This window comes from Nosocomiicoccus sp. HMSC059G07 (assembly GCF_001815515.1).
GTDB classification, from domain to species: Bacteria; Bacillota; Bacilli; order Staphylococcales; family Salinicoccaceae; genus Nosocomiicoccus; species Nosocomiicoccus ampullae_A.
Genome location: NZ_KV820785.1, coordinates 39,047 through 52,516 on the forward strand (window position 1 = coordinate 39,047; position 13,470 = coordinate 52,516).

At 35.9% G+C, this 13,470-nt stretch carries 14 protein-coding genes; 3 read left to right on the forward strand and 11 right to left on the reverse strand.

Going from position 1 to position 13,470, the window contains the following annotated elements; genetic code table 11:
• The 4 genes from HMPREF3029_RS01075 to HMPREF3029_RS01090 all read right to left on the reverse strand — a co-directional run.
• A partial coding sequence (locus HMPREF3029_RS01075) for a hypothetical protein (RefSeq protein ID WP_070709272.1) occupies positions 1 to 695 on the reverse strand: 695 nt, incomplete at its 3' end.
• Between the two features lie 112 nt (positions 696 to 807).
• Positions 808 to 2,283: a malate dehydrogenase (quinone) gene (gene mqo, locus HMPREF3029_RS01080; RefSeq protein WP_070709274.1), complete on the reverse strand. Its 1,476-nt coding sequence runs from the start codon at positions 2,281 to 2,283 to the stop codon at positions 808 to 810.
• 87 nt (positions 2,284 to 2,370) lie between these two features.
• Positions 2,371 to 2,700: a hypothetical protein gene (locus HMPREF3029_RS01085; protein ID WP_070709276.1), complete on the reverse strand. Its 330-nt coding sequence runs from the start codon at positions 2,698 to 2,700 to the stop codon at positions 2,371 to 2,373.
• 14 nt (positions 2,701 to 2,714) lie between these two features.
• Positions 2,715 to 3,377: an HAD family hydrolase gene (locus HMPREF3029_RS01090; protein WP_070709278.1), complete on the reverse strand. Its 663-nt coding sequence runs from the start codon at positions 3,375 to 3,377 to the stop codon at positions 2,715 to 2,717.
• Positions 3,378 to 3,506: 129 nt separating this feature from the next.
• On the opposite strand from HMPREF3029_RS01090, the gene HMPREF3029_RS01095 reads away from it, so the two are divergent.
• Together HMPREF3029_RS01095 and HMPREF3029_RS01100 are read left to right on the forward strand one after the other, a co-directional pair.
• Positions 3,507 to 4,487 carry a YeiH family protein gene (locus tag HMPREF3029_RS01095; protein WP_070457140.1) on the forward strand — a complete coding sequence of 327 codons (981 nt, stop codon included), beginning with the start codon at positions 3,507 to 3,509 and terminating at the stop codon, positions 4,485 to 4,487.
• Positions 4,488 to 4,551: 64 nt separating this feature from the next.
• Positions 4,552 to 4,899 carry a DoxX family protein gene (locus tag HMPREF3029_RS01100; RefSeq protein ID WP_070457141.1) on the forward strand — a complete coding sequence of 116 codons (348 nt, stop codon included), beginning with the start codon at positions 4,552 to 4,554 and terminating at the stop codon, positions 4,897 to 4,899.
• 44 nt (positions 4,900 to 4,943) lie between these two features.
• Here the strand turns inward: HMPREF3029_RS01100 and HMPREF3029_RS01105 are convergent, their stop codons facing one another.
• The 4 genes from HMPREF3029_RS01105 to HMPREF3029_RS01120 form a co-directional block, all read right to left on the reverse strand.
• Positions 4,944 to 5,816, reverse strand: coding sequence for a DegV family protein (locus tag HMPREF3029_RS01105; protein WP_070457142.1), 873 nt, complete (start codon positions 5,814 to 5,816; stop codon positions 4,944 to 4,946).
• Positions 5,817 to 5,951: 135 nt separating this feature from the next.
• The gene (locus tag HMPREF3029_RS01110; RefSeq protein ID WP_070709280.1) at positions 5,952 to 6,707 is read right to left on the reverse strand and encodes a class I SAM-dependent methyltransferase; all 756 of its coding nucleotides are present in this window, start codon (positions 6,705 to 6,707) and stop codon (positions 5,952 to 5,954) included.
• Between the two features lie 47 nt (positions 6,708 to 6,754).
• Positions 6,755 to 8,200: an amino acid permease gene (locus HMPREF3029_RS01115; protein ID WP_070709282.1), complete on the reverse strand. Its 1,446-nt coding sequence runs from the start codon at positions 8,198 to 8,200 to the stop codon at positions 6,755 to 6,757.
• Positions 8,201 to 8,378: 178 nt separating this feature from the next.
• The gene (locus tag HMPREF3029_RS01120) at positions 8,379 to 8,978 is read right to left on the reverse strand and encodes a TetR/AcrR family transcriptional regulator (RefSeq protein ID WP_070709284.1); all 600 of its coding nucleotides are present in this window, start codon (positions 8,976 to 8,978) and stop codon (positions 8,379 to 8,381) included.
• A 138-nt stretch (positions 8,979 to 9,116) separates the two neighbouring features.
• Here HMPREF3029_RS01120 and HMPREF3029_RS01125 point away from each other — a divergent pair, with 138 nt between their 5' ends.
• Positions 9,117 to 10,811 (forward strand): YhgE/Pip domain-containing protein, encoded by a 1,695-nt coding sequence (locus HMPREF3029_RS01125; RefSeq protein WP_070709286.1) that lies wholly within the window; start codon positions 9,117 to 9,119, stop codon positions 10,809 to 10,811.
• 35 nt (positions 10,812 to 10,846) lie between these two features.
• Here the strand turns inward: HMPREF3029_RS01125 and HMPREF3029_RS01130 are convergent, their stop codons facing one another.
• The 3 genes from HMPREF3029_RS01130 to HMPREF3029_RS01140 form a co-directional block, all read right to left on the reverse strand.
• Entirely contained in the window at positions 10,847 to 11,233 is a 387-nt protein-coding gene (locus HMPREF3029_RS01130) for a YolD-like family protein (RefSeq protein ID WP_068129141.1), read from the reverse strand.
• 81 nt (positions 11,234 to 11,314) lie between these two features.
• Positions 11,315 to 11,719 carry an HIT family protein gene (locus HMPREF3029_RS01135; RefSeq protein ID WP_070622619.1) on the reverse strand — a complete coding sequence of 135 codons (405 nt, stop codon included), beginning with the start codon at positions 11,717 to 11,719 and terminating at the stop codon, positions 11,315 to 11,317.
• Positions 11,720 to 11,783: 64 nt separating this feature from the next.
• Entirely contained in the window at positions 11,784 to 13,397 is a 1,614-nt protein-coding gene (locus HMPREF3029_RS01140) for an aryl-sulfate sulfotransferase (protein ID WP_070709288.1), read from the reverse strand.
• Positions 13,398 to 13,470 lie beyond the last annotated feature (73 nt).

Sequence of the window (13,470 nt, forward strand, 5' to 3'; positions counted from 1 at the left end):
GGTTGATAATCATTCATATCGTAACTATCTCGATTATCTTCGCTTTCAGTTTTTGATTCTTCTTGAATTTCTTCTTTTATCTCTTCAGACTCATCTTTAACTTCTTCAGTTTCTTCTACTTCTGATGGCTCTTCTTTTGTTTCTTCTTTTGGAATCGATGCTTCTATTTCTTCTAGGTCTTTATTATCAGATTCTACTTTCTCAGCAGAATGTTGAAGGTCTTCTTTAATAGAAGATACTTCTGATACGAGGAGTTGTTGTTGCTCTTTCGTATCGAGTAGATTTTCGTCATAACGGTCGAGTCGTGATACGAGCGTTTTAATATTTTGATGAAGTTCTACGTTTTCCTGACGCATTTCTTCTAACTTATCGACGACGAGTCGTAGTGCTTTTAGTACCTCTTCATTCGACGCAACGTCATTTTTCTCTTCTTTATTTTTTTCTATAATATCGTCTGCTTGTTTTAATACTTCATCTGCAGCGAGCTCTAGCGTATATCCGGGTTCTTTAGAGATTTTGATCATCTCTTGTAATATAAGTACGTCATTTTGAGAAAATAGACGTCGTTGGTATTCGTCACGTGTTACTTCATATCCACGTTCTTCTAGCATACGGAAGTATTTACGTACATTTTGATCAGACAATTCGACCATATCTGTCACTTGTGCCGTTGAATAATACACTGGTGTTTGCATTGTCGTCTCTCCTATCGTTATTTCTATCGTTATTATATTATAACCGATAGCGTTATAACTTTCTAGAGAATCCAACAAAAAGCCTAACGACTTAGTATCGCTAGGCGTTATTTTAGTTAATCTTTAGTACTTCACGTACTTCTTTGTCAATGACGTTATATAAATCTCTTTCGTCTGAAAGTTTTTTACCATAAGATGGAATCATCTTTTTAAGTTCCACTTCCCACTTTTCAAACGAATCTTTAAATGAGTGTTTTAATACGTTGATCATCGCATCAGTTGATGTTGAAGCACCTGGTGATGCTCCGAGTAACGCTGCGACAGTTCCGTCTTCAGAAACGATTGTTTCTGTTCCGAACATTAATGTTCCTTTTCCTTTGTCTGTATCTTTAATGACTTGAACACGTTGTCCTGCTATGATTGTATCCCAATCTTCTTTTTTCGCTGTTGGAACGAACTCTCTTAACTCTTCAATTCTATCGTTGTCTGATAGTAATAATTGGCTAATTAAATATTTTGTTAATGGAATTTCTTTCGCTCCTGAAGCAAGCATTGTAAACACGTTGTTTGGTTTTACAGAAGCAATTAAATCGAAGTATGACCCTGTTTTTAAGAACTTCGGAGAAAATCCTGCGAACGGTCCGAACAGTAATGATTTCTTACCATCGATATAACGTGTGTCTAAGTGTGGTACTGACATTGGTGGGGCACCAACTTTTGCTTTACCGTATACTTTTCCTTCATGTTGGTTAACGATCTCTTCATCTTGACAGACGAGGAAAAGTCCACTCACTGGGAAACCACCGATGTTTTTAGACTCTGGTAATTTTGTCTTTTGTAACAGTGGTAAACTTCCGCCACCTGCACCGATAAATACGAAGTCCGCAATATGGAATTCTGATCTCCCAGTCGTTAAATCTTTCACTTGAACTTCCCATTTACTGTCGTCAATTCTCTTTAAATCTACGACTTCATGTTTATATTGTAATGAGGCGCCTTGTTCTTCTAGATTATCGAATAATTGCTTCGTTAACTCTCCAAAGTTAACGTCTGTACCTTTATCGATATACGTTGCAGCGATGTCATCGAATGACTCGCGTCCTCCCATCATAAGCGGCATCCACTGTTCTAACGTTTCTTTATCACTGCTAAATTCCATACCTTCAAATAATGGATGGTCTTTTAATAGTTCTTGACGTTTCTTTAAAAATGCCACGTTTTCTTTACCTTCGACGTAGCTTAAGTGCGGTACTTTTTTAATAAATTTTTCTGGGGCTTTTAACTGACCTGAATTTACTAAATGTGCCCAATATTGTAATGACGTTTGCCATTTTTCATTGACGTTTACCGCTTTAGTAATGTCAACGTTGCCGTTAGCGTCTTCTGGTGTGTAGTTTAACTCACATAGTGCTGAGTGCCCTGTACCTGCGTTGTTCCATGGACTTGAACTTTCTAGAGCAGGAGCTTCTAGCGTTTCAAACATCTTAATATTCCAGCTTGGTTCTAACTCTTTAATGAGCGCACCTAGCGTTGCACTCATAATGCCGCCCCCAATAAGGACTACATTTTTCTTCTCCTCATTTGCCATATTGAATCGATCTCCCTATTTCATATTCAATTATTATTATATATGTCTCAATATCGTTATAAAAGCCTAGAACTTATCTTTTTTAAGTTAACCTAACTTCTTTTTAACATATTCAACAAATGTCTCTTCATTGCCTGTTTTCGTGTCTACGAGTGCTATTTTCCCCATCCCTTCAGGGAATTCAATAAATAGCCCGTGCTCATTCTGATATACGTCTTTTATATCTTTATAATCAAATACTCTGCGGTATGCTTCACCGTTCATATTGACATTCATTATAAGACGTTCATTCGTTGTAATGAATGCACCTTCCCACTCTGCTTGTCCTTGTACATTATAAATCAACGTACCTTCGACCGCAGGTCCGAATGACTCTGTCGGATATAGTTCTGATTCACTGATGTTGATTAATGACATAGTTATATCATCCTTTAATTTAAAATTTCCCAACCATTTTTGTTCGCGATAATTTTAAGGTTCGCATCTGGTTTCACTACGACTGGATGCCCTACGAGCTTTAACATACTTAAATCCGTCGCACTATCACTATATGCATGGCTTTTATCCCAGTCGACATTATTATGTTTTAAATGATTACGAATTAAATCGATTTTCCTCGCACCAAATACTCGTACAAATGGTATTTTAGTCGATAGGATGCCCTTCTTATTGTAATTCACTTCTGAACCGATAATGTGGCTAAATTCATCTTTAAACATCGCCTTTAACATCGGTTGAAATGCACCTGAAATTAAAATCGTATAGTAGTCGTTATCACGTAACCATTGTAGCCTTTCGACCACCGTTTGGTTTAACTGTTCTCTCATCGCTTCTCCGACTTCACTGAAAAATGTCTCCACTTCATCTTTAGAAGCACCTTTAAATGCATAAATATAGGATTCTAATGCTTTATTTTGAAATTGGAGTTCTGGAACGAGTTTTAATTTGTGCCCAAAATACGTCGGTGCAAAGCGACGAACAAAGTGTTTATAGTACTTTTTATATTTTGGATTGTCACGCATATGGTATCGAAGTGTTTGGAACGTTTCATATGGATAAAGTGTTCCGTCAAAATCAAATAGTGCGACTTTCATATAGATGTCTCCTTTATGAGTGTTAACAGTTCTAGTTTATCATATTAAAGCTACGTTATAACACATTTAACATGTTGACCAAGTATAGATATTATTAGATTATAATATTAAGTATAGGAGGGGGAACCTATGAAAAATAAAAAGTTATTTACATATGGCATTTTATTTACAATACTAATTGCTTCAATCAGTTATATACTCGCTCAACTACCGTTACTATCGAGTATTGGTGCACTTGCAATTGCGATTATTATCTCTATGATTTACAGAAATACTCTAGGTTACCCAGAACTATTATCCGACGGCATTACGTTCGTATCTAAAAAGTTACTACGTGTCGCGATTATTTTATACGGACTAAAACTTAACTTATATACAATCGCAACTGATGGTCTATGGCTACTCGTCGGTGGTGTTTTCGTAATTCTTTTTAGTGTGTTCCTATTAATGTTCATCAATAAGCTACTTAAAGGTAATGAAGACATCGCGTTATTACTTGGATTTGGTACAGGCATATGCGGTGCCGCTGCGATCGGTGCGGTATCGTCGATTATTAAAAGTGATGAAGAAGACACAGCGATTAGCATCGGTTTAATATCGCTCGTCGGGACGTTTTTCGCACTCATTTACACATTCTTATACCCGGTCGTTTCAATGACAGACACAGTGTACGGCATGTGGGCTGGAATCAGCTTACATGAAATTGCACAAGTCGTATTAGCAGGTGGAGTAAGTGACGATAGTCTCGCGTATGCGTTACTCGCAAAATTGTCTCGTGTATTTTTACTCGTGCCGGTGAGCTTTGCATTAATGTACATATGGTCAAAGCGAAATAACAGCACGAATGATAGACAAAAAGTGAATTTCCCATATTTTTTAATCGGCTTTTTATTACTTGCTGTCGTCAATACGTTTATAGATATTCCGAGCAATGTGTCGAGTATCGTTGACGAAATAGCGAAGTTCTTTATGATTATGGCAATGGTTGGCCTCGGTTTAAACGTTTCGTTTAAAACTCTCTTTAACAAAGCAAAAGCACCGATGGTATCTCTCTTAGTCACATCGAGTTTACTATCGATTATTACATATTTTGTATTAATTTTGTTTTAGAGCGTTTAACATACGTATGAATTGGATACATTGTATAATAGACAATTAGAAGGAGTGGACAATTATGTTTAGACATATTATTAACTGGTACGTTGCATCAAACATCTACCAGTCAGGTGTAAATAAAGTAAGAGCGAACGGTGAACTTGGAGAAGACTTTGAGAAAAAATTCAATGTAAACTCCAGAGAAATGTTAATTGCTGGCTACTTAGAAAGTGTCGGCGCAGTGTTAATGAGCTTATCACTAGTTAGTAAAACATTCGGACGCCTCGGTGCGTTAATGGCATCGATCGTTATGAGTGCGGCAGCTGTAAAGCACTACTTAGCTGGAGATAGCTTTGATGAGTCAAAATCATCACTTAAACTTGCATCACTTTCAATTTTAAGTTTCTTAGCATCATTAAGAAAATAATAACAAAGGCACGTTCCCTAAGTTTAGGAAACGTGCCTTTTATATTATTTTTCGTATTGATTTGGAATAAATGCCATACCAATTGCGCCATTACCACCATGTACTCCAAGTACTGATCCTAAGTAATAAACGTGGTATTTAATATCCGGAAACTTTTCTTTAAAGTTTTCCACAATTTTTAATGCGTCTTGTTCCACGTCACCGTGAACAACTACGACATCTAAATTCCCCTTAAAGTGTTCATACTTTTCAACTAATATTTCCACCCATTTTGCCATGACACGACGATCTGTTCGTACTTTTTCATATAACTTAACGCCTTCATCGTTATCAAACTTCATAATTGGACGAATGCGTAATAACGAGCCGAGAACTGCCGATGCAGAACCGAGACGACCACCTTTTACGAGGTTGTGTAAATCTTTAACGAGTAAATATACCTCTGATTCACTTGCCACCCACTTTAAGTGCTCGATAATCTTGTCAATTTCAACACCTGATTCATCAAGTTCCATCGCTTGTTCGACCATACTACCGATGACGTAAGATGTGTTTTCAGAGTTGATTGGATACACTTGAATCTTGTCTTTATATTCTTCCATAATCATCTGCATCGTTTGGAACGTTCCACTAAGTTTTGCAGATAAAGTAATACCAATCACTGCGTCATAGCCTTTTTCGACGATTTTATCTAATACGTCCATAAACGCTTGAGGCGATGGCTGTGATGACTTTGGTGGCGTCTTTTCTTTTTTTAACCTTCTGTAAAATTCTTGAATTTTAGTTTCATCTTTAGAGTCCTCAATCACGTCGCCATTTTCATATGTCACGTGAAGACTCACTCGATAAATATCTGGGTGATTTTCATAAGCTGGATCGAGATCCGCTGTACTATCGATAATGTATGCTATCTTCATAATAATCTCCTTATATTTAAATTCTTTTATGCACTTCAAAATAACTATTGCAAACGAAATATTATATCAATTTCCATTATACAGATTAATATCAATCGATTCTATTATTAAACGTATGAAGGAAAAATAAAGTCTTTATGATGTGAGTAAAACTCCATAATGCGATACGGTGTTTTTACGAATGCATTGCATAAATCCAAATTGTTTAAATAAGGGACTATTATAATGCGCTTTTAAAACAACTCTTTTAGCTGCCACACGTTTTGCCTCTTCAATTATTTCTTCTGTTAAATTTGCATAGTTTGCATGTTGCTTTAATGAGTCTATACCTTCAGATTGTACCGCTTCATCGTACATCGGGTCGAAATAGACGACGTCATAACTATTTTCTGGTTGTTCTTTTAAGTATGAATATGCGTCTACATTATATGTTGTTAAACGCTTTGAAGCCTTCTCTAATTGTTGTAACGTATAGCGATATTTTATTAACCCTATAGACACAGTCAAATATATGCTACGAACGGACTCGAGAGATGTAACACTATCCGTTACATGGGCTGCGATTAAGCTGTCTGATGCGAGTCCCATTGTGCAGTCCAATATTTTATCGTTCTTTCTTAGATTTGTGGCTTCTAAAAATGGATCGTCTTCACCTTTTAGTAAGCGTCGTAATCGGACTTGAGCAAAATTCGGATGATACGTGAATGTACCTTCTTCTGATATATACTGTACTTTTTCTTTTCCGATAATGAGTATATCGTTACTTCTAGACCTTAGTTGTTTCACGCTTTGTTTATAACGCTCAACAAATTCTATATTGTACTTTTTTCCTAACTCAATAGTCTCATCGCGCAGTGCTGCATCGTACTTTAATGGCGTCGTAATAATCATCGTTTCACCTCTAAAAAAGAGTACTGAAAGATCAGTACTCTTTAAGATTATTCTGTGCGTTTACGTTCTAAGTCTATCTCAGACAGCTTGACCATTTTACTACCTGTTATTAACTTATGAATAACAATTGCTGCTCCAAATAATATAAACGGTAAGAAATGTCCAAAGACATTTTTAAAGTTTAAGTTTAATAAGTGTGGAATAGCCCCACCTGCGAATAGTAAGAGTAGCACTCCAATCACAACTATTTTACCAATCACATACCCTTTACCGACAAATGGTAAGACGTCTTCTACATTTTTTCCTTGTACTTTGATTGCTTTACGTAATCGAATTTGCGCCCAAACGTTAGAGCCCCAAACCACAATGATCAGCGATCCAACGAGTTCTAATAAGAAGAAAATCGCATTTTCTTTGAAGTTAGAAAATACAATAATTAAAAACACGGCAACGATTACTGTAATGACCGCTGAAAGCGGAGAACGTGTACGTTCGTTAACTTTTCCTAAAAATGCTGGTGCTTGCTTATTATTTGCGAGTGAATATAACATTCTACTTGCTGTGTATAACATCGAGTTCGATGCTGAAAGTAATGCTGTTAAAACAACTGCGTTTATGACAGACGCAGCAAATGCAATACCAATTCTATCGAAAACAATTGTAAACGGACTTTGGTTTACTGATCCGGATTCGTTTAATAACATCGGATCTGTGTATGGTAAAATCGCTGAAATGACTGCAATTGAACCGATATAGAATATAAGTATTCTCCAAAACACTTGCTTTACTGCTTTAGGCATCGATTTTTCTGGTTCGTCAGATTCTCCAGCAGTGACTGCAACAACTTCAGTACCTCCGACAGAGAAACCAGCTATAAGTAGTACACTAAAGAATCCAGCAAAGCCACCAACGAACGGAGCTTCTCCAATTGTGTAGTTTTTAAAGCCGTACGTTTCACCACCAAGGATTCCAAAAATCATTAACACACCGAATACGATAAATACAAAAATCGTAGTAACTTTTATAAGAGAAAGCCAATATTCCGCTTCACCATAAAGTTTTACTGTAAATATATTTAGTAATACGATGATAATGAAAAATACGATACCCCAGCCAAATGGTGAAAGAAACTGCATCGCTTCCCAAAACGTAATTACGTTTGCAGCAACGATTATGTCAACCGCAGATACTAATACGCCGATAATTAAATATAACCAACCGATTGCAAACCCAACCGATGGATCGATAAAACGCGTCGAGAACGCACTAAATGCACCTGACACTGGATAAAACGTCGCAAGCTCCCCGATAGTACTCATTAAAAAGTAAAGCATGACACCGATAATTAAATATGCAAGTAAAGCCCCTCCGGGTCCAGCTTGAGATATTACACCACCTGTCGCGACAAATAACCCTGTTCCAATCGCACCACCAATCGCAATCATAGAGACGTGACGTGCTTTTAGACCACGGTCCATTTCATTGTTGGACATATTGACTCCTCCTTTTCTTATTTTTGACATTCATTTTTATAAAATTGATATGAGTCATTTAAGTATCGTATACCTTTTTCTCTCCGTTTACAATACCTTTTCATGAAATAGTTAAAAGATTTTAATTTTTTTGAATAATTAAAATGTATATAAAAAAGAGCACCTTCTAGGCACTCCTTTATATAACTACTTCTTCATTTACTAAAAGTGATTTAAAAATTCCGTTCACTGTAATTTTCTCTACGGTATTAGCCATCTCTTTTGGCGATTCTTTACAACCACCTTCTAACCAACGATGTATAATACCGATATGTGCATTGGACATATACGTAATAAGATAATTTCTAAAATTATCTTGAGCGATTGTAATACCATACTCTTTTTGTTTCGCCTCATAAAATTTATACGTATATTTTGAGAACTCCTCTATAAATTGTAATCGACCGACTGCAATTGCCGTTGCGAATATTTTATCTTTATGGTCTTCGATATATACAAATAACCCTTCAAGTATCTTTTTCATTTCTTCTTCTTTTTGAGTTACTTCCTTACTTCTATATAGCACATCCTCCACACCAATCATTAACTCTTTTTGATATGAGTCAATGAGATCGTATTTATCTTTATAATGGCTATAAAATGTTCCACGGTTAATCATCGCATGTTCGCAAATGTCTTTTACCGTGATATCTTCAAAACTTTTCTCACGAAGTAGCTCGACGATTGATTCATCGATACGTTTTAACGTCTTGATCACTCGCAAATCCATTTTTTTCATTTCTATCGCTCCTGTTTTATTCTTTGTATAATATTATACACTATGTTGATTAAAATTCTTGTAATTCGACTCACTGCGTATTATAATGTTTTATTGTACTCATCATTTTGACGGAAATTAAAAAGTAAAGGTGATTAAATGTTAAGAGATTTTAAGTTTATACGGAAAACGCCTGTGTTATTAATTTCTCTTCTAGTCGTTTCAACACTTCCATTTATATATGCTGTTATCTTTTTAGGTGCAATGTGGAATCCATATGAAAATACTGAAGAGATGAAATTTCACATCGTAAACGAAGACAAAGGTCACGAGGAAATCCATGTCGGTGATTCTTTAATAGAAGAATTAAAAGAGGAAGATCGTTTAGATTGGCAGTTTACTGATTTAGATACTGCGAAAAAAGCGTTACAAAAAGGAGATACGTACGGATATATCGTGATTCCTGAAGACACGTCTAAAAAAGCGACGTCCTTCTTAACGGATAATCCTGAGCAAGTTGAAATGTCTCTGAACTTAAACCCTGGACATAACTTCATCGGTTCTCTCATGTCAGAGCAAGTAGGACATTTCATTATCGAAGAAGTACGTAAAGAAATTACTGATAATTATATTACAGCGATTGTCGATCAACTAAACTCTGTAGAGTCAGACAGTAAAGACGCGCAAGATGCAATTCAGCAACTGACAGATGGAGCAGATGAATTAAATGCTGGTCTTATTGAAGCACATAACGCTTCAGGACAACTATCTCAAGGAGCAAATGAATTAAACAATGGTATCGGACAACTCAATGATGGTGCAAATCAGTTAAGTGGAGGAGCTGGTCAGCTCTACCAAGGTGAGCAACAAATGACTGCACAACTAGAGCAAATTGCACCAAACTTAGGTCCTGCAGGACAACAGCTCGTCCAGGCACAAGGTCAATTAGAGCAAGGTGCTAGCGAAATAAGTGGTGGAGCAAATCGACTTGCTCAAGGAGCAAGCGAAGCAGCAAATGGCGCGAACGAATTAGCTAATGGAATGGGACAATTAAATAACGGTTTAGGTGAGTTACAACAAGGTTCACAACAGCTTTCAGACTCATTAAACGAAATTAATACGCAATTTAAAAAAGTACTCGATAAAATCGAGGAAGAAAACCTAGCGTTTACTGAAGCGGGTGCAAAAGATATCGCACAACCCGTTCATTTAGAAACGAATAACGTAGTTAAGACTCAAAACTACGGACAAAGCTTTGCACCGTTAATCGTTGCAATTAGCTTATTCATTGGATCAATTACGTTTAACGTCGTCTATCCAAACAACAAAATATTTGATGAACATACTGGTGTATTTAAAGCATGGGTCAGCCGTATGCTCCTATATATGGTACATGCATTAATCATCTCATCACTCATTACGATTGTCGTTGACTTCATTATGCAAGTCGATATCGGTAGTAACTGGAGATTCTTCCTACTCAACTATGTATGGGCGTTATTATCTATTACGATGATTGGTGCGTTAGTTACATTATTCGGTAACTTCGGTAAATTCTTAAGTATCATCTTACTCATCGTTCAATTATCAGCGAGTGGGGGAACATTCCCAATCGAAACGACAAACGCGATTTACCAAAAACTATATGAATTCTTACCAATGTCTTATACAGTCATCGGTTACAGAACAGCAATATTCAACCAGGCATTCGATCACGAATTTAGTACAGTCATATACGTATTACTCGCAATGCTTGTGAGTGCGATGTTATTTATCTTATTACTATTCTGGATAAAAGAAAAATCACCAAAATACAAAGCTCTTACAAGTCGACTCAGTCGATTAGAGTCATAGAACCAATTAAGTGGCACCTTTCAGGCGCCACTTTTTTATGCCCATAAATTACTACCTTGTTCAACCTCATAAATGTGATAAAAATAAATCGGGAGTAGAGAATTATCTTTATTCACCATAATCATATTCGTTTCTTTGATAATACTTTCTACCGTACATTCAATCATCATCTCATACCCATTCGCCCAATACCGAATAATGGCTCTTTTACCGAGCAATGATTGCAGCATGCGCTCATTATGTTGAAGTGCGTCATCCGTTAACTTTGGATACTCTTTTTTTAATTGATTTTGAATCATTTGATTTACATTTTCGTATTGTTCAGGCATCGTTGCAAACGGCATCCACTTAATCATCCCTCGGCCAATAGGGATGTTTGAATCGAGTTGTTCGTATGGAATATTTCTATAATCGAGGATCATCTTTACCATCTCCTTGATTTTATTATAAGAACGTATGTTCTGTTTTTCAACAAAAATAAAACGAGAAGGGTTTCCTTCTCGTTATTTTAATTTTTCTGCTCTTTTCACTTTTATATCTTCTAAAACCTCATCTACATTAATTGAAGTGTTATGAGGTAGATCAAAGTTTAAATTATCTTTGTCATCTCTTGGGATAAAGTGAAAGTGTACTTGTGAATCCGTTTGGCCAGCAGATTCACCGTTATGGCACACGATCGTATAATCTTTATCCATATCTTTCGTCGCGACTTTATGCATGAGTGCCATTAGATCTCCGCGTACGACTTTATTATCGATATCGCCAAATGTTTCAATCGGCATCTTCGGCATGACTAAAATATGGCCTTTTGTCGCAGGTCTTTTATCTAGTATCGCGATACTATAAATACTTTCTCTAATTAAATGATAATCCTTATTTTTAATAAATTCGTATAGTTCATTATTCATATAATCACTCCTATGTACCAATATACTAAATTTTGTCATTCCAATTATTAAATTTGCTTATAAATCACTCTTCAGGCTCAACTAATACATCAACTATATAGTTTTCTGATAGTAACGGCATGCGATACACACGATAGATAGAATCATGGTTATCGTCTTTCTCTCGTTCAATACGCATTTCAGATGTAACATCATTATTTTCTTGACTAAGTTCGACAATGTTAGAAGTGATATGGTTCTCTTCACTCGACATTGAAGACGTTACGAATACACGATTATTTTCATCTTCAAAGTATACGTTACCTCCGTTGTTATAAAACGGCTCACGATACGAGTCAATTTCCTCAATTCTATCTTCTAATTGGTATATACGATATTGAACTACTCTACTATATTGATCTATATCGCTCTCGTAATTATCAAATACTAATACATCTATTGTAGAAACATTATTATCTTGATCCGGTAAAACTTCGACACTATATGGATACATTGGTAAGTCGACACCTTCAGCACTTAAAATCTTTTCACCTAACCCATCGTCTTCTTTCGGCCAATTATCGTCTCGTGTGATTATCCATTCTATTTTATTTTCTGGATAACTCATTTTTGCAATGATATTTTGATTTAAGAAAGAAATGATTAATGAATCGTCCGATACGTCGACGTTATTTACGTGTAACCAATCATCACCGACGTGATACTTATATAACGCTTCAGGGAATACTTCTTTAAAATTAACATTATTCACAATCTCACCGTTGTCCCAGTCAACTTCTATCATAGCATCATAATTATGCTCATCAACATTATTATGAGTAAGTAGCAGTACATTGCCATTTTCAAGCGTTATAACGTCGTCATGAAGCGGTCGACCTCCATCATAATTTGACTGCGAGTACGTATACGCACGATATATTTTTCCAATCGGATCAATCTCAATCAGCTCGTTGAATATCGTATTTGTATCGTCATGCGTTACATTTAATATAAAGTGCCCCGTTTCTTCAATGAATTCAAATAGTTCTGTCGAAATATTTGAAAGTACGAAACGAATATCCCCTGCATGATCTACTCCGAACAATTCTCCAGTTGTTGCTTTTACAAACGTCAGTTCATCTGTTCTTTTTATTTGTTTTTCTTTAACAGTATCAACAGTGTAGAAATCCTCATCTAACTCATCTGTTTCAATTTCTATTTGGTGCTCAAGTTCTTCGCCATTTTCATTTGTTACAGTAATTAAAACATCATTCACCGTTCCTGCATACAAACCAACAATCGGTATTTGATGACGTACTTCGTAGTTTGATGACTCATAAGTAAAAGACGTGTTTTTTGTTTTCCCTGTAACGGTATACGTTACTTTCGTCGGTTCATCTGTATTAAACATTACATATGCGGATAACGGACTATTACCGTACGGATCAACTCGTATAAAAGGGTTATTGTACGTATAATTATTGCTATAATATGATTCGTTAATTTCTTTGTCGATCTCTTTTATAGATTTAAGCGTATCTTTGTTTTTCTCTAATTGATAAAAATCTTCTTCAAGATCAATAATTTCTTCAACAATTGATTCATTTTTTTCTTCAGGTGTTTCTTTTGGTTTCTCGTCCGGTTGTGCTGAACAACCAGCGATGAGTATTAAGCACATTGATAATAGAATTTTTCTCATCGTTTTCTCCCGAATTTTTAATATAAAAATACTCCCCGTAAAGCAATACAGCATACTGCATGTTTTATGGGGA